The 20,775-nt window shown below is 34.5% G+C and carries 21 protein-coding genes; 15 read left to right on the top strand and 6 right to left on the bottom strand.

Annotated features, from left to right (window positions below; all coding sequences use genetic code 11):
* The first annotated feature begins 47 nt into the window (after window positions 1-47).
* Genes BST92_RS07515 through rsmA form a run of 6 tightly spaced genes read left to right on the top strand, consistent with a single transcriptional unit; the run spans window position 48 to window position 6,634 of the window.
* On the top strand, window positions 48-983 hold the full coding sequence (locus BST92_RS07515) for a bifunctional riboflavin kinase/FAD synthetase (RefSeq protein WP_105070891.1): 936 nt from the start codon (window positions 48-50) through the stop codon (window positions 981-983).
* Window positions 964-2,292: an HTTM domain-containing protein gene (locus BST92_RS07510; protein ID WP_105070890.1), complete on the top strand. Its 1,329-nt coding sequence runs from the start codon at window positions 964-966 to the stop codon at window positions 2,290-2,292. Before BST92_RS07515 ends, BST92_RS07510 begins: the two co-directional genes overlap by 20 nt.
* Window positions 2,293-2,331: 39 nt before the next feature.
* Window positions 2,332-3,603 (top strand): serine--tRNA ligase, encoded by a 1,272-nt coding sequence (gene serS / locus BST92_RS07505; RefSeq protein ID WP_105070889.1) that lies wholly within the window; start codon window positions 2,332-2,334, stop codon window positions 3,601-3,603.
* 18 nt (window positions 3,604-3,621) lie between these two features.
* A complete protein-coding gene (locus BST92_RS07500; protein ID WP_105070888.1) occupies window positions 3,622-5,412 on the top strand; it encodes a tetratricopeptide repeat protein in 1,791 nt (596 codons plus the stop codon).
* A 10-nt stretch (window positions 5,413-5,422) separates the two neighbouring features.
* Complete coding sequence (locus tag BST92_RS07495) at window positions 5,423-5,752, top strand: DUF4286 family protein (RefSeq protein WP_105072222.1); 330 nt, start codon at window positions 5,423-5,425, stop codon at window positions 5,750-5,752.
* Window positions 5,753-5,791: 39 nt separating this feature from the next.
* Window positions 5,792-6,634 carry a 16S rRNA (adenine(1518)-N(6)/adenine(1519)-N(6))-dimethyltransferase RsmA gene (gene rsmA / locus BST92_RS07490; RefSeq protein WP_105070887.1) on the top strand — a complete coding sequence of 281 codons (843 nt, stop codon included), beginning with the start codon at window positions 5,792-5,794 and terminating at the stop codon, window positions 6,632-6,634.
* 7 nt (window positions 6,635-6,641) lie between these two features.
* Here rsmA and BST92_RS07485 read toward each other — a convergent pair whose 3' ends face one another.
* Both BST92_RS07485 and BST92_RS07480 read right to left on the bottom strand, forming a co-directional pair.
* Window positions 6,642-8,162: a hypothetical protein gene (locus BST92_RS07485; RefSeq protein ID WP_105070886.1), complete on the bottom strand. Its 1,521-nt coding sequence runs from the start codon at window positions 8,160-8,162 to the stop codon at window positions 6,642-6,644.
* Entirely contained in the window at window positions 8,140-9,285 is a 1,146-nt protein-coding gene (locus tag BST92_RS07480; RefSeq protein WP_105070885.1) for a hypothetical protein, read from the bottom strand. The genes BST92_RS07485 and BST92_RS07480 overlap by 23 nt, the downstream gene beginning before the upstream one ends.
* 157 nt (window positions 9,286-9,442) lie before the next feature.
* Between BST92_RS07480 and mgtE the strand changes: the two genes are divergently transcribed.
* From mgtE to BST92_RS07450, 6 genes are all read left to right on the top strand, one after another.
* A complete protein-coding gene (gene mgtE / locus BST92_RS07475; RefSeq protein ID WP_105070884.1) occupies window positions 9,443-10,792 on the top strand; it encodes a magnesium transporter in 1,350 nt (449 codons plus the stop codon).
* A gap of 55 nt (window positions 10,793-10,847) precedes the next feature.
* Window positions 10,848-11,324: a hypothetical protein gene (locus BST92_RS07470; RefSeq protein ID WP_105070883.1), complete on the top strand. Its 477-nt coding sequence runs from the start codon at window positions 10,848-10,850 to the stop codon at window positions 11,322-11,324.
* Window positions 11,325-11,380: 56 nt separating this feature from the next.
* Complete coding sequence (locus BST92_RS07465) at window positions 11,381-12,313, top strand: 2-hydroxyacid dehydrogenase (RefSeq protein ID WP_105070882.1); 933 nt, start codon at window positions 11,381-11,383, stop codon at window positions 12,311-12,313.
* A gap of 2 nt (window positions 12,314-12,315) precedes the next feature.
* Window positions 12,316-12,705 carry a VOC family protein gene (locus BST92_RS07460; RefSeq protein ID WP_105070881.1) on the top strand — a complete coding sequence of 130 codons (390 nt, stop codon included), beginning with the start codon at window positions 12,316-12,318 and terminating at the stop codon, window positions 12,703-12,705.
* A gap of 33 nt (window positions 12,706-12,738) precedes the next feature.
* Complete coding sequence (locus tag BST92_RS07455; protein ID WP_105070880.1) at window positions 12,739-13,113, top strand: TM2 domain-containing protein; 375 nt, start codon at window positions 12,739-12,741, stop codon at window positions 13,111-13,113.
* Window positions 13,114-13,245: 132 nt separating this feature from the next.
* Window positions 13,246-13,722 carry an arsenate reductase/protein-tyrosine-phosphatase family protein gene (locus BST92_RS07450; protein WP_105070879.1) on the top strand — a complete coding sequence of 159 codons (477 nt, stop codon included), beginning with the start codon at window positions 13,246-13,248 and terminating at the stop codon, window positions 13,720-13,722.
* Here BST92_RS07450 and BST92_RS07445 read toward each other — a convergent pair.
* From BST92_RS07445 to BST92_RS07430, 4 genes are read right to left on the bottom strand one after another with little or no spacing between them, the layout of a single operon-like run.
* The gene (locus tag BST92_RS07445) at window positions 13,719-14,795 is read right to left on the bottom strand and encodes a carboxypeptidase-like regulatory domain-containing protein (protein WP_105070878.1); all 1,077 of its coding nucleotides are present in this window, start codon (window positions 14,793-14,795) and stop codon (window positions 13,719-13,721) included. The genes BST92_RS07450 and BST92_RS07445 overlap by 4 nt on opposite strands.
* Window positions 14,776-16,596 carry a GNAT family N-acyltransferase gene (locus tag BST92_RS07440; protein ID WP_105070877.1) on the bottom strand — a complete coding sequence of 607 codons (1,821 nt, stop codon included), beginning with the start codon at window positions 16,594-16,596 and terminating at the stop codon, window positions 14,776-14,778. Before BST92_RS07440 ends, BST92_RS07445 begins: the two co-directional genes overlap by 20 nt.
* 54 nt (window positions 16,597-16,650) lie before the next feature.
* Window positions 16,651-17,931, bottom strand: a complete 1,281-nt coding sequence (locus BST92_RS07435) for an aspartate kinase (protein ID WP_105070876.1) — start codon at window positions 17,929-17,931, stop codon at window positions 16,651-16,653.
* The gene (locus BST92_RS07430) at window positions 17,918-18,403 is read right to left on the bottom strand and encodes a GNAT family N-acetyltransferase (RefSeq protein ID WP_105070875.1); all 486 of its coding nucleotides are present in this window, start codon (window positions 18,401-18,403) and stop codon (window positions 17,918-17,920) included. Before BST92_RS07430 ends, BST92_RS07435 begins: the two co-directional genes overlap by 14 nt.
* A gap of 119 nt (window positions 18,404-18,522) precedes the next feature.
* Between BST92_RS07430 and fbp the strand changes: the two genes are divergently transcribed.
* Genes fbp through BST92_RS07415 form a run of 3 tightly spaced genes read left to right on the top strand, consistent with a single transcriptional unit; the run spans window position 18,523 to window position 20,770 of the window.
* Window positions 18,523-19,533: a class 1 fructose-bisphosphatase gene (gene fbp / locus BST92_RS07425; RefSeq protein WP_105070874.1), complete on the top strand. Its 1,011-nt coding sequence runs from the start codon at window positions 18,523-18,525 to the stop codon at window positions 19,531-19,533.
* Window positions 19,534-19,573: 40 nt separating this feature from the next.
* Complete coding sequence (locus BST92_RS07420; RefSeq protein ID WP_105070873.1) at window positions 19,574-19,927, top strand: fructose 1,6-bisphosphatase; 354 nt, start codon at window positions 19,574-19,576, stop codon at window positions 19,925-19,927.
* 15 nt (window positions 19,928-19,942) lie between these two features.
* On the top strand, window positions 19,943-20,770 hold the full coding sequence (locus BST92_RS07415; protein ID WP_105070872.1) for a cell envelope biogenesis protein OmpA: 828 nt from the start codon (window positions 19,943-19,945) through the stop codon (window positions 20,768-20,770).
* Window positions 20,771-20,775: the final 5 nt, after the last annotated feature.

The following is a 20,775-nucleotide window of genomic DNA, read 5'->3' as shown; positions in this document are numbered from 1 at the left end:
CGATAATATTTTAATTTGCAACTACCTGAAAAAAGAGCTCTGATACATTGAAAATATTTGACAACATCGCCTCATATGAGGCAGAAAAAGGCGCTGTAGTAACGATAGGAACTTTTGATGGTGTACATCACGGACATCAAAAAATTTTAAAGCGAGTTACTGAAATTGCACAGCAACAATCACTGACTAGTGTATTGCTTACCTTCTTCCCTCATCCTAGAATGGTATTACAGCCTGATAGTGAGTTAAAATTAATCAATACTATTGAAGAGCGACAGCAATTAATCGCCGCAAATGGTATTGAAAACATAGTGACGCATCCATTTTCTTTAGATTTTGCAAGAACAAGCGCACATGATTATGTGAAAAACATTCTAGTAGATCAGTTAAGAGCTGCTGTGGTCGTTATAGGCTACGACCACCGTTTTGGCAGGAATCGTGCAGCCAGTATTAATGAACTAGAAGAATATGGAAAAGAGTTCAATTTCAAAGTCGTACAGATTTCTAAAAAAGATGTGGAAGAAGTTACGGTAAGTAGTACTAAAATACGTAATGCTATAGAAAATGGCGATATGGAAACCACTGTAAACTACTTAAATAGACCTTACAGTATTAACGGTATAATCGTTCAAGGAAAGGCAATAGGTAGAACTATCAATTACCCTACAGCAAATTTAAAAGTGAGTGAAACCTATAAATTATTACCTAAGAATGGAGTCTATATCACTAGTAGCATCATAAATGGAATTGAAGTATATGGAATGACTAATATCGGTTTTAATCCTACAGTTTCTGACGGGTCACAAAAAACCATTGAAACATTTTACTTAGACTTTAATGCAGATTTATACAACTCTCAAGTAGAACTGTTTTTTCATAAGAGGTTAAGAGATGAAGTTAGATTTAATTCTATTGAAGAGTTAAAAGCAGCGATGAAAGAAGATGAATTAAAGACCAGAACATATGTACAGCAAATGGGATAAATGGTTGTTCAGGCAAGTAGACAATTCTGCTCTGGTTTTATTCCGAATATTTTTTGGTTTTTTATTGGCTTGCGAGGCATTTGGACATATAGCCTTAGGAGCGGTTGATAAGCATTTTTTACAACCAAAATTCACGTTTACTTTCATAGGATTTGAATTTTTAGAACCTTTACCTGCGCCATTAATGTATGGCTTGTTTATAATAATGGGTATTGCAGGATTGTTAGTTATGGTAGGTTTTAAATACCGTACTGCGATGATTTTTTATGCAATTGCATGGACTTATGTTTACTTATTACAAAAAACATCTTACAACAACCACTATTACCTATTGATGTTACTTAATTACATCATGATTTTTTTACCGGCACATCGATCTGTTTCACTAGATGCAAAATGGAACCCAAGGATACGTAAAGAACATATGAGTAGATGGATTTATTTATTCATAATTGCGTTTTTATTTATTGTTTACTCTTATGCGAGTGTTGCAAAGTTTTATCCTGATTGGATAGACACCTCATTTCCTAAGCATTTGATGAAAATAAGAGCTGGTGATTGGACTATCCTTCAACAAGAATGGGCACACTGGGCAATTATGATTTATGGATTGAGTTATGATATTTTAATCGTGCCTTTATTGTTATGGAAAAGAACGCGCATGGTTGCTGTCATCGCGTCATTCTTTTTTCATATCTTCAATTCAATTATTTTTAAAATAGGCATATTCCCGTATCTAGCGTTAGCTTTCTTAGTTTTCTTTTTCAACCCAAAGACTATCCAAAAACGTTTTTTAAAAAAGAAGTCATTTTATGAAGGTGACGACATAATCGTTCCATCATTTAAAAAGCCATTAATTATTGCAACTACTAGCTTTTTAATTCTTATGATTTTATTACCATTAAGACATTGGGTTATAAAAGATGATGTACTATGGACTGAAGAAGGTCATCGTTTAAGCTGGCGTATGATGTTGCGCAACAGGCGTGGTTTTACAACTTACTATGTTGAAAATAAAAAAACTGGCGCCCGCAAAGCAATTAATTACAAAGATTACTTAACAACAAAACAATCCTACAGCGTACAAACAAAGCCCGATTTTATGTGGCAATTTGCTCAAAAACTCAAGGAGTTTCACGCTATTGAAGGTGAAGATGTCGCCGTGTATATTGATGCAAAAGTCAGTATTAATGGTCGTCCCCTACAACAGTTTACAGATAAAGAAGTTGATGTAGCTGCTCAAGAATGGAATCACTGGTCACATCACGAATGGATTTTACCATCTTCTCTCTATGAGAACAAGGAATAAATGGTAATTTTACAAGCTCAGAATTAAAAACGGAAAACCATGTTACAAATCGCAGCTATACGCGAGAATAAAGATGCTTTTGCACAAGCGCTCAAAAAAAGAAACATTGATGCCATGCCATTGTTAGAAAACGCTATTTCAGTAGATGAAAAAAGACGTTCTCTACAGGCGCAACTTGATGAAACACTTGCTGTAAGTAATAAGCTATCTAAGCAAATAGGCGATTTATTTAAGTCTGGAAAAGCTGCTGAAGCAAATGAACTTAAATCTCAAACCGGTGAGCTCAAAGAAAAGTCCAAACAACTTAATGAAGAACTTAATATAGCTGTTACTGAGTTACAGGATATACTGTATACAATTCCTAACATTCCACAGGACAGTGTACCATCTGGAAATAGTGATGAAGATAACGAAGTTCTCTCTCAACATGGAGTGATCCCTACTTTACACGCAGGTGCTAAACCACACTGGGAACTTGTTAAGGATTATGATATAATAGATTTTGAACTTGGTACAAAAATCACCGGCGCAGGATTTCCTGTATATAAAAGAAAAGGAGCTCGTTTACAACGTGCTCTAATCAACTATTTCCTAGATAAAAACACTGCTGCAGGCTATGAAGAAATGCAGGTACCACTCCTAGTGAATGAGGCAAGTGGTTATGGAACTGGACAATTACCAGATAAAGAAGGACAAATGTATCATGTAGGTGTTGATGATTTATACCTCATACCTACATCTGAAGTACCTATTACTAATCTTTACCGTGGTGACTTACTAGAGGCAAAAGATTTACCAATAGCAATGACAGGCTATACTCCATGTTTTCGTCGTGAAGCTGGTAGTTATGGTAGTGATGTACGTGGTTTAAACCGTTTACACCAGTTTGACAAAGTAGAAATTCTGCGCATAGAGCATCCTGATCATAGTGACAGTGCACTAGACGCCATGGTTGTCCATGTAAAAAACATACTTGAAGAATTAGAATTACCATATCGTATTTTAAGACTATGCGGTGGTGACCTTGGATTCACTTCTACACTTACTTATGACTTTGAGATTTATAGTACCGCTCAAGACAAGTGGCTAGAAGTAAGTAGTGTCTCTAACTTTAAAACATTCCAGAGTAACCGTTTGAAACTACGTTTTCGCAATAGCGAAGGTAAAACAGAACTGGCACACACTTTGAACGGTAGCTCATTAGCACTACCACGTATACTAGCTGGTATTTTAGAAAATTACCAGACAGAAAGTGGTATAAAAATCCCAGAAGTATTGAAACCATACTGTGGATTTGACATCATTGATTAAAACCCTATATTTAGACCTATGCGTCATTTATTAATTCTCTTTTTACTGTTATACAACAGCTTTGGTTTTGCACAAAACCCTAGATTGGCAGAGAATTATATGGATCAAGGTGAATATGGTAAAGCGCTCAAGATTTATAATAAAATCTATGAAGAAAATAAGCGCAATATCAATAACCTTTATAAAGTCATCGATATTCATCAACAACTAGAGCAATACCAGCAGGTAGATTCTTTAATTAATGATGCTGAAAAGTTGATGCGCAATAATAAAACTCTAACTATTGAAAGAGGTTATAATCTAACTTTACAAGGTAAGGATTCACTGGCTGCACCTTATTATAAAGAGGCTATCGCACTCATAGACTCCTTACCTAACTTTACTTACCAAATCGCAAATCGATTAGAACGACGCAATTTAATAGATGAAGCTATTACCGCATACGAAAAAGGTATGGCTGCAAATCCCAATGCTAATTTCAAAATTCAATTAGCAAATCTTTATGGGCAACAAGGCAATCTAGAGAAAATGTTTGTACAGTATATAGATTTGATAGAAAGTAACATTTCCTATCGCGGTAGAGCACAAGCAATTTTCTTTAGATACATCACAGATGATCCTGATAATGAAGCTAATAAACTATTAAGAAAAACGTTACTATTACGCTTACGCGAAAAGCAAAACCCCATATACAATCAGCTCTTAAGCTGGCTATTTATTCAACAAAAAGATTTCAAAAAAGCTTTCATTCAAGAGAAAGCCATCTATGTGCGCTCTAAAGAAAGTACGGTAGACTTACAAGAACTAGCTGTTACAGCAATTGAAGAGAAAGATTTTGATGCTGCAAAAGAAATTTTAGAATATTTAATCCAAGAGTCCCAGGTAAGTACTACTCGATACATAGCTGAGAGTTTGCTAGCAAAAATTAATGCAGATAATGCAACGGTCAATGACTACAGTACAGTTCAATCTAATTATGAACAGTTACTAACTAAATATGGTCGCGATGGCCAGACTTTCATGCTACAATTAGACTATGCAGATTTTCTCACCTTTAAAGCTGGTGATGCAGATACCGCAATAGCAATATTATCTGAACTTGAAAATAAAAGACTAAGCAAATTTCAAAAAGCTGAAGTTAAAATGTTGCTCGCAGATATTCTAGTACTACAAGAGCAATTCAATCGCGCGTTAATTTTGTATAGTCAGGTGCAAACAGATTTACCTAACGATGAGCTTGCTCAAGAAGCTCAATATAGAGTAGCACGCACTAGTTATTATCAGGGCGACTTTCCTTGGAGTCTTACACAGTTAAAAGTATTGCGCAGTGCTACATCAAAGCTTATCGCAAACGACGCCATGGAATTAAGTCTTACCATAAACGATCATAGTCTAGAAGACACCACATTTGTAGCTTTGAAAGCCTTTGCTAAAGCAGATTTAAAACAATATCAAAATAAACGATCTGAAGCTATATCGCTTTATGATCAATTGCTACAAAATCATAAGGGAGATCCTATTGAAGATGAGGCTTTGCTCAATCAGGCAAACTTATATGAGATGGAAGGTAATCTAGACGCAGCTAAGAACAACTATCAAACTATCATCGATAACTTTGCAGATGGTATTCTAGCAGACGATGCTTTTTATAAACTAGCATTGCTATATGAAGATAAACTGAACGACATAAGTAAAGCACAAGCGCTGTATGAACGTATTATATATGACTATGCAGACAGTATTCACTTTGTAGATGCACGCAGAAGATTCAGACGTTTGAGAGGTGATGACAACCTCAGTGCTTTTTAAAAAAATAATTATGGTAATATATAATGTGACTTGCAACATGGCAAGTCATTTAGAAGAGGAATGGTTAGAATGGATACGTGAACATATTGCACACGTTTTAGGAACTGGTCTTTTTAAAGATGCTAAGTTAACACGCGTGCTTGTAGAAGAGCAAGATGGATCTAGCACATTCTCAATTCAATATAAAGCAATTAGTAGAGAAACTTTAGAAACATATTACTCAAATCATGCCGAAGCATTGCGTAAAGCCGGATTAGATAAATGGGGTAATAATGTTTTATCATTCCGCACAGAATTAGACGTACTCGATGAATATACCGTACACACTAATCTAAATTAGGTTTAATCTTACATCTAATACTGATAATAAATACTACAATTGGCTAAATACAACAAACATAAATCATCTCATAAAGGAAGCGATAAAGGCGTTACCGCAAAAAAACATCTAGGACAACACTTTCTTAAAGATGAAGATGTAGCCCAACGCATTGCTGATGTATTAAGCTATGAAGGTTATGACCAAATTCTAGAAATAGGACCTGGAACTGGTGTGCTTACTAAACATGTGATACGCAAAAACATGAAGGTAACGGCACTAGAATTAGATAGTGAATCAGTGATTTATCTTAAGCACAGTTTCCCTCTGGAACATGTAAAGATTGTCAATGAAAAAACCTTTCAAGTCATAGAAGCAGATTTTTTGAAAAAGGATTTGAAAGAGATTTATGGTGAGGAACCGTTTGCCATAATTGGTAATTTCCCTTATAACATCAGTACACAAATTGTTTTTAAAACCATAGAAAACAGAACGCAGATTCCTGAATTTGGTGGGATGTTTCAAAAAGAAGTAGCGCAACGTATTTGCGCACCACACGGTTCTAAAATCTACGGAATTCTATCTGTTCTAGCACAAGCTTATTATGATGCTGAGTATTTATTTACCGTAGGACCACAAGTATTTAATCCACCGCCACGAGTGGATAGTGGTGTGTTGATCTTAAAACGCAAGGATAATTATGACAATCTCACTTGCTCCTACTCTATTTTAAGACAAGTAGTTAAACTCGCCTTCCAACAACGTCGGAAGACTTTGAGAAATTCTTTAAAATCTATGAATTTACCCGACGAAATGCGTGAACAAGAAATCTTCAATTTACGACCAGAACAAATAAGCGTTGATGTCTTTGTAAAACTCGCTACTGAGATTGAGAAATTATAAAACTTATTTATTTCTTCTTTCGATTAGGATACCAATTTAAAGTTAAAGCTAAATAGCTACCATTCCATGAATGTACAGAACTAGTGCCTTGACCAGTATTTAAACCTAAATTTATCAAGCGCTCTTCTTGAACTAAGTAATCTGAAGGTGAATAGGTGAGATTCACATTAAATAAACCTGCATTACTAGATTTATAATAATAACCTAATGATACTGGTGTTAGAATATTTATGGAGCTTGTCTCTTTAAATTGAATAGCAACTAAATCATCTCCAGCATTATTTCTATACACAAATGACTGACCATTAAGATCATCATCTTGAATAGAGTTTGCTTCTAAGGCTAGAGAAGCACTTAAAAAATGCTTTTTACTTAAAGCCTTAACAAACTCTGCTTTTAAAGTCAAATTAAATATGTCAAAATCTCTGTCAAAACCTAAGTTTACATCTTCACTCTCAGAAGCATTTGCAGCAGGAATAAATAAATTAGCCGTTGTGCTGATGTTTTTATATCCTATCCCAACTCCAAAATTAAACTTACCCGTTTGTAAATAGTTATAATTAAGGCTAATCCCAAAAGAATTTTTCTGTTGACGGCTGTAAGCATAACCAAAAGAGTCTGAATTTGTGAAATAATGGTCATAAGCGGTAAGACCAATCCCTAGTGGAAAAACATCTTCAAATAAATACTCAGCACCTTTTTTAATTTCTCCATGTTGTTTCTTAATTTTTTCTTTTTTAACCTGATCTATTTGTCTAGGTCTTGGAAAATAACTTAATTCTAATCCTAAGTAATTTCCAGTCCATCGATGTGTAGAAGTCGTATTAGGGCTTATATTTAAATTTTGAGTAGTTATTTTTTCTTTTTCTAGTGTTTGAAAGTGATTGTGGTATATTAAATCTATTCTATAACGAGCATATTTTTCTGTGTAAAAATCAAAACCTAAACCGATATTAATTCCGCTAGTAATAAAACTTTGATGTTCTCTATTTTCAGCTACTAAACGTGGAATATTGTCTACCGAAAGTGCTACTCTTGTATCGCTACCTGTTGTGATTCCATAATATTGTAATTCATAACCTAATTTTGCCTGAATCCTAAACTTATCTCGTTGGTAAATTGGGTATTCGACCTCTAACGGTAGATGATAGGTCCAATAAGGAGAAAATATGACATATCTATTAAAATTTAAATTGACTCCTAAATCTTCTGAATCGATCTTATAGTATAAACTAGACGATGACAACCTTACTTTAAATCCTGTATAAAATTCTAAATTTTTATAGTTATAAAATTGATATTTTAAACCAAAAGTAGAGCTAATTCTATCTTGATATTCTAACTGAATAGCACTGTTTTCATTTGTATTACTCCAATCTACAGAATGTGCACCAATCATTATACCCAATGGAAAGGATTGTTTATCCTTTGCTCTTTGTGCTTTAGTGATAAAAATACTAGCGTTGATAAATATCAACGCTAGTATGTATTTAAGAAAATTATATTTATTCAAAACTGATCGTTTCATTAAAAGTTCTTTGACGATGCGTTGAAACAAGTTCTCCCGTTTCGGTGCCTACACCAGGTGCGCCTCCAGATACTAAAACTACTTTTATCTTACCAGAAGATCTTCTTCTTTTTTTGTATCTTCCTGTCACGTCAGTATCAATTAACATCCCACATAATATTGGGTCGTTAACATCGTGTCTTCTTCCATCAAATCCTGCACTTCTTTTTATTCTGCGCTTTTTCCACTTACTGTTATTTGTTTTTCTGTGGTAATTTTTAGTAAACGCCTTGTACTTTTTAGCCTTATTAAGTGATGGTCCATTAATAGTTTTATTATCTAGTTGATGAATCGCTCTTAATTTGTATTTAGCAGCTAAATCAATCCCTATACTTTTACGAGTTTTAAGGATACAATTTCCAGAAATCAAGTCTTCATTATACTGCAAAGCTCCTGGATCTTCTGAATTTCCTCCATAAGTAATCGCCAGCTCTTCAGGACTTATACCGTTATTTGAAGCAGTTAACGCCGCTACAGCATCGGGATGAGTGCTATCTATAATTAAAACGCCTGTTTCAATAAATTTATAGATATCATTACATATCATGATTTCATTAAATGGATTAAATAACGTTTGTTCATATGGATCAACATTAATAGCATTTTCTTGATAATCGTCAAAACTCCATCCTGGTTGATCAGAACTGTCTAACCAAGCGTCTTCTAAAGCAGCCTCAATAGCTCTTAAAGAACAAAATTCATGACTATTTTCATAATCAATCAATGGTTGATCTGATATAAATCCAGATGATTCTTCTAAATCATTTAAAGCGTCTTCACTTAAATGATCATTTGGTATGACAAACGAGTCTTCATGATTATCAACTTGATCCTCTAGAGTTTCAACAGCTAAATCAAATGCATCCCATGATGGAAAGTGCATCATATTATTTTCACAATCTACAGATTTCCCATTTTCAAAATACAATCCATAAGGTTGAAAATTACAAGAATCTCCAGATCCTGCCGATTTCTGTAAATCACTATTGGAAGATTCAATAATTTCACTTTCACAACTAGTGAACAAAAGTGAACAAAAGATAAAAGCAATAGCTCCTAACTTCAATAAATTTGGTTTTTTCATTTTGTTAAATGTATTAAATTAATATTTAGTGAAGCATCGTAATAAAGTTCTGATATTAAAACAATTCCTACAATAGGTATAATTACCTGTTTTTTAAAAAACATCTATTTCGCTTTCAAATTCTATAACCTTTATATTTGCAGCAAGTCCATAAGTCATGCAGTTTAATATTACCAAAGATTTTCTAGAAGAAATACGCACGCTCATCGAGAGTGATAATAGTGCGCAGCTAGAGCATATCCTTGAGGAACTGCACTTTGCTGATATTGCTGAGATTATAGATGAGCTTAATCTTGAGCAAGCAGTTTACATTGTCAAGCTTCTTGATTCTGAGAAAACCAGTGAGGCTCTTATGGAGCTGGATGAGGACCAGCGTGATCGCGTTCTTAATGCACTTTCTCCTAAAGAAATTGCAGACGAGCTGGAAGAAATGGATACTGATGATGCAGCTGACATTCTAAACGAGCTTCCTGATAACATTGCTCAAGAAGTTATCTCTGAGCTTATAGATGAACAACATGCTGAGGATATTGTAGACCTTCTACGTTATGAAGAAAACAGTGCTGGTGGTTTAATGGCCAAAGAGCTCGTTAAAGTAAACGAGAACTGGACCGTTACCGGTTGTGTAAGTGAAATGCGTGCTCAAGCAGAAAATGTTACTCGTGTACATTCTATTTATGTAGTGGATAATAACGATAAATTAAAAGGCCGCTTGTCGCTTAAAGATTTACTAACCAGTCCAGCAAACACACCTATTAAAGATGTGTGTAAACCTAAGGTTGATTATGTAACCGTTAAAACATCTGGAGAAGAAGTTTCTCGTATCATGCGTAAGTATGATCTAGAGGCCATACCTGTTGTAGATGAATTAGACCGATTAGTAGGTCGTGTAACCATCGATGATATAGTAGATTTTATAACAGAAGAAGCAGAGAAAGATTACCAACTTGCCAGTGGTATTTCTCAAGACGTTGAGGCAAATGACAGCATCTGGGATTTAACTAAAGCGCGATTACCATGGCTAGTTTTAGGTCTAGTAGGTGGAATAGGTGCTGCGGCAATTATGGGTGGTTTTGAGCACCTGATTAAAGAGTATGCAGTCTTATTCTTATTCACACCACTTATAGCCGCTATGGCTGGTAACGTAGGTGTGCAGTCTAGTGCGATCATCGTTCAAGGTATTGCAAATGATGATTTGAAAGGCTCTATAGGAAATAGATTGATAAAAGAAGTGCTGCTCGCTATGCTTAATGGCGTCATACTCGCCATTTTATTATTTGCTTACACCTTCTTTGCAGAACGTGAATTTTTGACATCGCTAGCAATATCGGCATCATTGTTTGCGGTTATTATTGTGGCTGGTCTGGTAGGTACATTTGTACCACTAGCATTGCATAAAAGAGGCATCGATCCTGCACTGGCTACAGGACCATTTATTACTACAAGTAATGATATTTTTGGTATCTTAATCTACTTTTTAATTGCAAAGGCGATTATAGGAATATAGCAATGAGGTTTTATTAATCTTGCTTTCGCGAAAGCGTAAAAAACCATCTCACTACATGAAAACGGCCAGCGTTAAAGAACTCAAAGACGAACTTAAGTATAAGGACGAGAAAGAGCTCATGGAAATCGTCCTACGCTTATCACGTTTTAAAAAAGAAAATAAAGAACTGCTTACTTACTTGCTCTTTGAAGCACATCACGAGGACGATTATGTAGACTCTGTTAAAGCACATCTAGATGAGCAATTCCTCGCAGTAAACACACGCAATATTTACTATGCAAAAAAAGGAATCAGAAAAATTCTCAAAGAGGCTAAAAAATACATACGCTATTCTGGAAATAAAGAAACTGAAGTATCTGTATTGATTCATTTTTGCAGGTTACTGCAGGATTTTCAACCCTATTACTCACAGAGTAAAGTCTTGAGAGATATTTGCGACCGTCAGATTGTCCTTATCAAAGTACGTATAAGTACCTTACATGAAGACCTACAATATGATTTTGAGCAGGAACTGAATATGATTGATTATTAATACAAATGTCAGTTCGTGCACAGACGAGAACAGTTTTAAAACTGTATTTTTAAAACATGAAAGTTTTACACCTAGATTCAAACCACGATATTCTAGCACATATGCTAGAAGATGCTGGTTATAGTAATTATTATGATTATACAACATCAAAAAAAGATATCTTAAAAATCATACATGACTATGATGGTATTATCGTGCGCAGTAGATTCCCGATAGATCAAGAGTTTTTACAAGCTGCAAAAAAACTTAAATTCATAGGTCGTGTAGGCGCTGGACTAGAAAACATCGATTTAAATACCGCTCACCAACTTAAGATCTCCTGTTATAACGCACCTGAAGGTAATCGTAATGCAGTAGGTGAACATGCCTTAGGAATGCTTTTATCTCTATTTAATCACCTGAATAGAGCAGATCAAGAAGTGCGTAATGGTATATGGTTGCGAGAAGAAAACCGCGGATTAGAACTAGAAGGCAAAACTGTAGGACTAATAGGTTATGGTAATATGGGAAAATCATTTGCTAGAAAGCTTTCTGGTTTTGATTGTAAAGTCATTTTTTATGATCTTAAAAACGGACTAGAAGATGAAAACGCCACGCAAGTGTCTTTAAAAGAATTACAATCTCAGGCAGATGTGTTAAGCCTACACACACCACAAACTGCCTTAACCACAGGCATGGTTAATAAAGAATTTATAAATGGTTTTAATAAATCATTTTATTTTATTAATACGGCTAGAGGTAAATCTGTTATCACGGCAGACCTAGTTGAAGCATTAGAGTTAGGGAAAATAAGAGGTGCTGGATTAGATGTTTTAGAATATGAAAAAAGCTCATTTACTTCCTTATTTGATAGTGAAATGCCTTTACCCTTTAAAAAACTATTGAAAATGGACAATGTTTTATTAAGTCCGCACGTAGCAGGCTGGACGGTAGAGTCTAAGTATAAACTAGCACAAGTCATCGCTAGTAAAATTATTAAAAACCACTAATTATGAAAGCAAAAGTAACAGGTATAGGAGGCGTGTTTTTTAAATGTGCAGATGTTGCTGCCACTAAAGCATGGTATGAAGAACACCTAGGCCTTCCAGTAGATGAGTACGGCTGCACCTTCTGGACAGGACCCACAAAAGAAAAAGCTTCTCAACAATGGAGTCCTTTTAAGAAAGACACTACTTATTTCAACCCAGGCGATCAAGAATTTATGATCAATTATCGTGTAAATGATTTAGTGCGTTTAATTGATCAATTAAAGAAATCTGGAGTTGAAATTGCAGGAGAAATAGAAGAATTTGATTACGGTAAATTTGGCTGGATTATAGACATTGATGGTCGTAAAGTTGAACTTTGGGAACCGGCTAATGAAGAATTATTTGAAAAATAGAACAAATCCTTAACACCTTTAAATTAGAATAGTATGAGCGATAATGGATACGATAGCACAAAAGATAGTTTTAACAGTGCAAAAGAGGCAGCAAAAGAAAGTTATGAAGAGGCGAAAGAAGCTGCGTCACATGCTGCAGATGATTTCAAGAGAGAATATGACAATTTTACAAAGGACACTAACAATAAAAGAATACTTGCTGGAGTATTAGGTATATTCTTCGGTTATCTAGGTATACATAAATTTGTTCTAGGTTATAATAAAGAAGGGATCATTCTACTTATCGCAGGTATATTAACTTGTGGTGGCGCTGGGATTATAGGTATTATAGAAGGGATCATTTACCTCACAAAATCTGAAGAAGAATTTCATCAAACCTATCAAATTAACAAAAAACCATGGTTTTAATAAGTTGCTGAAAAACAGTTTTTTAACAACTTTAATGTTAAGGTTTAAAGTATTTATTGTGTAACATGAATAGTCGTCTTAACTTTGGCTTAACATTAATCTAGTACTTATTACTAATCTAGTGAATCCTCAATGCTTCATATACTAGTTCTTTCTATATCTAATGCCACTGCTGGTCAAATGGCACATGGATTTATGGATTATTTCACCAATGAGCGCGCACAAATCTATAGCGCTGGTTTAGAGCCTCAAGAAATTAACACTACAGTGATAGATAGCATGGATGTAGTGGGAATTGATATTTCAGATTATTCTTCTAACCATATCGACGACTATAAAAAAATACCTTTTGACTACATCATTACTTTGGGAGAAAATATAGCTAGTCGCATACCACACTCGATCTCTAATAAAGCTAGCATTATAGAATTTCCTATTTCTAATATTGAAGAACTTAATAATGGTGATGAAGGCGCTTTTGCAAAAGCGAGAAAGATAATTCAAGCTTACTGTGAAGAGTTTATAGAATCTGAATTAAAAAAGATTGAAAAGACTAAAGCCATTAAAAAGGTTAAGAAAAAACTTAAGAAAAATAAGAAACAAGATTAATTCTCTTCGGGCTTAAAGTCAAGAGGCAGCATTCCACCTACTCTCAATTCTGCCATAAAACCATTGAATTTAATCGCTTTACCTGACAGGTTGTTACCGTGTTGATCAACTATAATTTGTTCACCACTTAAATAGATATCTGTTCTGTTATTTTTAGCATCAATGATAGGATATTGATCATGTCTAAAACCAATTACCGAGTATGTTTTTAATTGCTTAACACGTATATGATCTTTTATGTCTACTGCAAACTTATCATAATAAAGCACATATCCTTTATCCTGCAACTGATCAGTAGCTAATGCCCTAAAAAACCGCAGCTCACTTACTTTATATAAGTTGTTTCTTCTTCTAACATATTTTTTGCGACGGGACGGTTTATTACTGAGTTCTTGAAAAAATGAAGACCCCAAAAAATAGGCCTCTTCAAGATGAAAGCTTTCTAAGACACTTACGTTGTCAGGTAGAATAATGCCAGGTCCTGGTCTTAAAATCCTTTTCTCAAACTGTAGTTCAAAATCTATCAGATCATAACTAATTAAGTAGCCTAAATGTTTATTTCTAACCATAATGGGCTTATTACACCTAGCTGTCATTAAACCTGTTACAGGATTAAAACGCATTTTCACGTCGTCTAGATTAAGTATTTTACAGTCTGCAGCAATGGTTGAGGTGCCTAAAAAATATTTTTTAAAATATTGTTCTTTCTTTTTACGAGACCAAGGATCTGGATTGATCATTACAGGATCTAGCTCATCTGCTTTTTGAACTAAAGCAATTTTACTTAAATCAGCCTCTAGTGGTTTAGAAAATCGAATAGTTTTATATCCCATCATCCTGATCACTAATGCAGATTTTACATTTTCGGGATAATCGAATCTGAAATTACCATCTAAATCCGTTATAACACCTTTGGACGTTCCATCGATATAGACTGACGCTCCACTAATCACCTCTTGTGTTAAGGAATCTACAACCCTACCTTTAAGTATTTGTGCATTGCAAAGATGATGAAAGAAAAATAAAGATATAGCTAGAATGAAGAATCTCATATTATTCTTCGCTGTCTTCATTATCTCTAAAATAACGTGCCTCCATCTCGGCTTGAAACTCTTCCATCACAGGTTTTACGGTACTTTCAGGCAGGTCTGCAATACGTATATACATAAGACCATCAATGGCATTATTAAACAATGGATCAACGTTAAACGCTATAACTTTAGCATTTTGTTTGACATATTTTTTAATTAGCACTGGTAGGCGCAACTCATTAGGTTCTAGTTCATCTATTAACCTATCAAATTTGTTTAAATCAGCCTCAGACTCATCAAAAATAAAATCCTTATCAGCATCTTCTAGCTTTACTTTAAACTCTTGCTTAGGCGTGATATATTGAGCAATGTATGGATCATAGTAATTACTTTTCATAAACTCAATCATTAATGATTTTGAGAAGTTTGAAAATTTGTTACTTATACTCACACCACCTATGAGATACTTATGCTCTGGAAAACGCAAAGTACAGTGTACAATACCTTTCCATAAAAGAAATAAAGGCATCGGTTTAAGTTGATACTCTGGTATGATGAACGCACGTCCCATTTCTATAGACTGATTCATCATTTTGTATAGCTCAGGCTCAAATTTAAACAGCTCATTAAGATAAAAACCTTCAATACCACGAGCTTCATAAATCTCACTACCCATTCCCATACGATATGCACCAGCTACCGCTTGTACCTCATTATCCCATAAGAACATTTGATGATAATAATTATCGTAATGATCTAAATCGATCGCTTTATTTGTCCCTTCACCTATTTTTCTAAATGTTATTTCACGCAACCTACCAATCTCTGTCATTACATGAGGCATTTTATCGCTTTTTGCGAGAAATACCTCATAATTTTTAGATTGTAAAAGGCGCTTATCATCACTTCTTAATTGATCCACCTCTTTAATCATTTTTGCGGGATCTACCTGCTTTATGATCTTTTTTGGACTTTTAGGAAGTTTTATGGTCTTAGGTATATCTTTAAGTTTTGTAGACTCTTTATCATATGCTTTAGAAAGCATATAAGTTTTACGCCTTAAAAACTCAGTAAAACCAGTTAGACTCTCGTGCTCTTTTTGATCTTTAACAGATATAGCATTACCTATACGCACTTTAATAATGCGGCGCTTTTGAGTTAAAGTTTCAGACGGTAGTTTTGCAGTCCTGAAAGTGTCAGATATTTTTGCTAATCTATAGAACAGTCTACTATTTTTTGCATGAAAATAGATAGGTATCACAGGCACCTCAGCACGTTGAATTAATTTCATTGCAGCTTCTTCCCATGGCTTATCTACCACTAACTTACCATCTTTATAAGTTGACACTTCTCCTGCAGGGAATATACCTAATGGCATATCGCCTTTAAGATGTCTAATTGCCTGCATAAAACCAGCGGTAGAAGATTTTACGTCCTTACGATCCTCAAAGGGATTTACCGGCATTATAAAAGGTTTTAAAGGCTCTATACGATGCAATAAGAAATTTGCTATAATTTTATAGTCTGGCCTTTTATCCAGTAATAACTTCATCAACAAAATACCATCAATTCCTCCTAAAGGATGATTTGATATCGTTATAAACGCACCTGTTTTAGGAATACGCCTTAAATCTTCCTCAGGTATTTCAAACTCAATTTGTAAATCTTCAAGTAAAGCTGTAAGAAACTTTACATCTTTTAAATGTTTATGTCTGTTATAAAGTTTATTGAGCGTGGAAATGCGCAATAACTTCATAAGTGACCAGCCACCAAGCGTACCCAGGAAACCATATTTATCTATATGAATCGCTTTTGCGACCTCTTTTGCTGTTACCAGACCCATTCTTTAAATTAGATAGTAGAATACAAATATAGTATAATTGATAACTGCTCAACTTTATCCTTTAACTACTAGCTGTAAAGTTTCTTGAGTGCGCTGTCTTAAAAGTACATCCTTCCCATTTTCTATAGACTCAATTGCATTATCACTATGATGTCTGATAGTATAAAGTGAAACATCACTTACCGCGTTAACCTTGTATCTGGCCTCTAGATCCTCTAACAATTCAGAAAGTTTATGATACTTATCTTCAACACAAATGGTAAAACTAATTGCAGAGTTTTGCAGCAAACCTACTTGCATTTTACTTTCACTTAATTGATGAAATATATCACTAATGTTATTTTCTCCTATAAAGCTAAAGTCACGAGCAGACACCTCTAAGAAAACTAGATTTTTACGTACTATGTAACAAGGCGTCATAGGTCGTAAAGCATCACCTTCTTTAATTACAGTACCTTGAGCCTGTGGATTCAAAAATGATTTCACTCTCAATTCAATCTGTTTACCTTGCAAAGGCTGTAATGTTTTAGGATGTATAACACTAGCTCCATAAAAAGCTAATTCTATAGCCTCGCGGTATGATATTTGCTCTAGCAATATAGTATTATCAAATACACGTGGATCACCATTTAATACTCCAGGTACATCTTTCCATATTGTTACATGATGAGCATCTAGAGCATATGCAAGAATTGCCGCAGTATAATCACTACCTTCTCTACCTAATGTTGTGGTAAAACCATTATCATCTGATCCTATGAATCCTTGAGTTAAAAAAAGTTTACCAGCACAGTTGCTTTTGATTGATTTTTCAGTCTCTTTCCAATCTACGGCTGCATCTCTATACTTGTGATCTGTTTTAATTAATTGTCGTGCGTCCATCCATTCAACTGGCAGGTCATGAGCATTAAAATAACTTGCTACGATCATGGTTGATAGCAGCTCTCCATGACTAACTACTTGATCATAAATAAATGCATGATTTTTACTTTGGTTGCGCAGCATAGTACCTTTTAAGGACTCTATGGTAGCTTTCAGGTCTTTTTTAAGTTCGCTTTCGCGAAAGCGTATCAAAACATCTTCACTAGCATCATTACTCTCTAGGTCAGAAACAATATCAAGGTGTTGAGCAAATAGATCATCAATAAGAGTCAAATAAGAACTATCATTATTTTGATAACGATTAATAATTTCTTCTAACGCATTAGTTGTTTTGCCCATGGCCGAGACTACTATCCCTAAACCATCATAGCCCATAGTTTGAACGACTTGCAAGACATTACGTACACCTGCAGCGTCTTTTACTGACGCACCACCAAATTTAAATATCTTCATTTCTTAAAACATAATTACAGAGCGATTCTTCGTCCATTTGTGCGAGATGCCAATCTTCTAATATTGTAGCTCCCGTATTTTTATAAAAATCTATCGCACCTTCATTCCAGTCAAGTACAACCCATTCTACCCGACGTACTTTTTCATTATAAGCATATTGCATCACCTGATTATACAATGCTTTCCCAAGACCTTTTCCTCTTAAACTTTGAGTAACAATAAGGTCCTCTAGATGTATTGTCTTGCCTTTCCAAGTTGAAAACCTAGGGTAACATAGTGCAATTCCCTCAATCTTATCATTATAAAAAGCAACAAAACATTTAAATAATGGATGTTCACCACCACCATGTTTAATTAAGTCATCTACGGTAACTTCAACCGCATCAGGCTCTTTTTCAAAAGTAGCTAACTCTTGAATAAGCTCTAACACTCTAGGATAATCAGTTACTCTAGCTTCTTTTATCTGTATCATATTATTAAAAGTTGAGTAAATATATAATAGAGTAATGTACAAATTCTTAAAACTATCTTACTACAACGTTATATGTATGGAGAATATTTTTTAATATTTGCAACACACCTCAATCCATTATGGCACGTAAAAATCAAACATTAGGAGAATTTATCATTGAAAATCAATCTGAATTTCAATATTCCAGTGGCGAACTTTCTAGACTTATCAACTCAATAAGACTAGCAGCAAAAATGGTCAATCACGAGGTCAACAAAGCAGGATTAGTAGACATTACTGGTAGCGCTGGCGAGATCAATACTCAAGGAGAAGATCAACAAAAGCTTGATGTGCTAGCAAATGACACATTTATAAGAACCCTTACTAATCGCGAGATTGTTTGTGGTATTGCTAGTGAAGAAAATGATGATTTTATAACTATAGAAGGTCATAAAGAGAACCACAGTAACAAATATGTGGTATTAATGGATCCATTAGACGGTAGTTCAAATATTGACGTCAATGTATCTGTAGGTACTATATTTTCTATATATAGACGTGTAACACCTGTAGGGACACCTGTTCAATTAGAAGACTTTTTACAACCTGGTAGTTCTCAAGTAGCCGCTGGATATATTGTATATGGTACATCAACCATGCTAGTTTACACAACCGGTCATGGAGTAAATGGATTTACATTAAACCCAGCGCTAGGAACGTATTATCTATCTCACCCCAACATGAAATTTTCTGAAGATGGCAACATCTACAGTGTAAATGAAGGTAATTACACTCATTTCCCTCAAGGCGTTAAAGATTATATTAAATATTGCCAGCAAGATGAAGGTGACCGACCTTACACAAGTCGTTACATAGGAAGTTTAGTATCTGATATTCACAGAAATATGATTAAAGGCGGCATTTATATGTATCCTAAAAGCGCCAAAGCTCCTAATGGAAAACTGCGTCTTTTATATGAGTGTAACCCTATGGCCTTTATTGCTGAACAAGCCGGTGGAACCGCTAGTGATGGGCATACTCGAATTATGGATTTAAAACCTACAGAACTTCATCAACGTGTTCCTTTTTTCTGTGGTAGTAAAAACATGGTCGCTAAAGTCGAGGAATTCATTCAAAAGCACGATAAGTAATATTTTTCTAGTATTTTTACTTTTCAAATGAGAAATGAAAATGAGTAAAATATCTAAAACCCAAAATGCTGCAACTGAAGGTGTAGATAGCAACTCAAAAATAGAGGCTATAAAAAACCTCATTTTTGGAGAGAACATCCAACAGTATAACAACGAGTTTGAAGAATTAAAAGCAGACTTGTTAAAGAAAAAACAAGAACTACAAAGCTTTATTGATGATACTCGTGATGAGCTAAGTAAAAGCATCGATAGTCTATCGACTGATTTAAACATACGTATTACTGACTTAGAAAATAAGTTAGAGGATCGTTTAGATACTATTGAAGATGAGAAAACAAGCAGAGATATGTTAGGTGAAGCACTTATAGAGTTAGGTAAAAAAATCAAAGCTTAATAACACAATACCGCCATGACCGAAGATGAAAAACTGGCGTTATTGAAGACCATCTTACTTACAGATGACAGAGAATACGCAGAAAGTATTACTCATAAAATCAATGTATTAGAAGAAATCTTAAGGGAACGCCATAGGCTTTCTGAAAAAGTTTCTCCTATCATCCAAGAAGAATTAGAAGAGTTTACAAAAAATATCCCTGAAAACTTAGGACCAGTAATTACAGAGTCATTGAAAATTCAAATCGAAAATTCCAAAGACGAAGTTGTTGAAGCACTTTATCCCATCTTAGGTAAAATGATCAAAAAGTACATCTCGCAAGAGATTAAGGTCTTATCAGAGCAGGTGAATAAAACAGCAAAGGATACATTTTCTATACAAGGGCTTAAACGTAAATTCAAGTCGATTTTTACAGGAGTTAGTGAAAATGAAATTATAATAAGCGATTTAGGTAACGCAAAAGTTGAACAGGTATTTATAATTGAGAAAGGCTCTGGTATTCTTATAGGAAGTTTTCATTTAAAAGAAACAGTAGACCAAGACATGATTAGCGGTATGCTAACAGCAATTAAAGGATTTGTAGAAGACGCCTTTAAACAATCTAATCACGATTTACAATCGATAGAATACGATTTATATGAAATACACTTACATAGTTTTCATAAATATTATATTGCGACAGCCGTAAGTGGTACATTTACAGAGACTCTAGAAAATGAACTTGAAAATTTCAACCTAGAAGTCTCACAAGAAATAAATAAAAAGAATCTATTAGATTCGAGAGAAGCACTAGAAGAATTACTATTAACCAGGTATAGTGCTCTTAAATTCAGTAACCAATAATATGA

The organism is Nonlabens arenilitoris, from assembly GCF_002954765.1.
GTDB classification, from domain to species: domain Bacteria; phylum Bacteroidota; class Bacteroidia; order Flavobacteriales; family Flavobacteriaceae; genus Nonlabens; species Nonlabens arenilitoris.
The sequence above is the reverse complement of the archived record's forward strand: the minus strand, read 5'-3'. Positions and strand labels throughout refer to the sequence as shown.

Bases quoted from the DNA above. Each gene is read 5' to 3' on its own strand.
- BST92_RS07510 (WP_105070890.1), top strand. From the start codon at position 964: ATGTACAGCAAATGGGATAAATGGTTGTTCAGGCAAGTAGACAATTCT.
- serS (WP_105070889.1), top strand. From the start codon at position 2,332: ATGTTACAAATCGCAGCTATACGCGAGAATAAAGATGCTTTTGCACAA.
- BST92_RS07455 (WP_105070880.1), top strand. From the start codon at position 12,739: ATGAGCGATAATGGATACGATAGCACAAAAGATAGTTTTAACAGTGCA.
- BST92_RS07440 (WP_105070877.1), bottom strand. From the start codon at position 16,596: ATGGGTCTGGTAACAGCAAAAGAGGTCGCAAAAGCGATTCATATAGAT.
- BST92_RS07435 (WP_105070876.1), bottom strand. From the start codon at position 17,931: ATGAAGATATTTAAATTTGGTGGTGCGTCAGTAAAAGACGCTGCAGGT.
- BST92_RS07500 (WP_105070888.1), top strand. From the start codon at position 3,622: ATGCGTCATTTATTAATTCTCTTTTTACTGTTATACAACAGCTTTGGT.
- BST92_RS07420 (WP_105070873.1), top strand. From the start codon at position 19,574: ATGAGTAAAATATCTAAAACCCAAAATGCTGCAACTGAAGGTGTAGAT.
- BST92_RS07445 (WP_105070878.1), bottom strand. From the start codon at position 14,795: ATGAAGACAGCGAAGAATAATATGAGATTCTTCATTCTAGCTATATCT.
- BST92_RS07450 (WP_105070879.1), top strand. From the start codon at position 13,246: ATGCTTCATATACTAGTTCTTTCTATATCTAATGCCACTGCTGGTCAA.
- BST92_RS07415 (WP_105070872.1), top strand. From the start codon at position 19,943: ATGACCGAAGATGAAAAACTGGCGTTATTGAAGACCATCTTACTTACA.
- BST92_RS07470 (WP_105070883.1), top strand. From the start codon at position 10,848: ATGAAAACGGCCAGCGTTAAAGAACTCAAAGACGAACTTAAGTATAAG.
- mgtE (WP_105070884.1), top strand. From the start codon at position 9,443: ATGCAGTTTAATATTACCAAAGATTTTCTAGAAGAAATACGCACGCTC.
- BST92_RS07465 (WP_105070882.1), top strand. From the start codon at position 11,381: ATGAAAGTTTTACACCTAGATTCAAACCACGATATTCTAGCACATATG.
- BST92_RS07460 (WP_105070881.1), top strand. From the start codon at position 12,316: ATGAAAGCAAAAGTAACAGGTATAGGAGGCGTGTTTTTTAAATGTGCA.
- BST92_RS07495 (WP_105072222.1), top strand. From the start codon at position 5,423: ATGGTAATATATAATGTGACTTGCAACATGGCAAGTCATTTAGAAGAG.
- BST92_RS07430 (WP_105070875.1), bottom strand. From the start codon at position 18,403: ATGATACAGATAAAAGAAGCTAGAGTAACTGATTATCCTAGAGTGTTA.
- BST92_RS07480 (WP_105070885.1), bottom strand. From the start codon at position 9,285: ATGAAAAAACCAAATTTATTGAAGTTAGGAGCTATTGCTTTTATCTTT.
- BST92_RS07485 (WP_105070886.1), bottom strand. From the start codon at position 8,162: ATGAAACGATCAGTTTTGAATAAATATAATTTTCTTAAATACATACTA.
- fbp (WP_105070874.1), top strand. From the start codon at position 18,523: ATGGCACGTAAAAATCAAACATTAGGAGAATTTATCATTGAAAATCAA.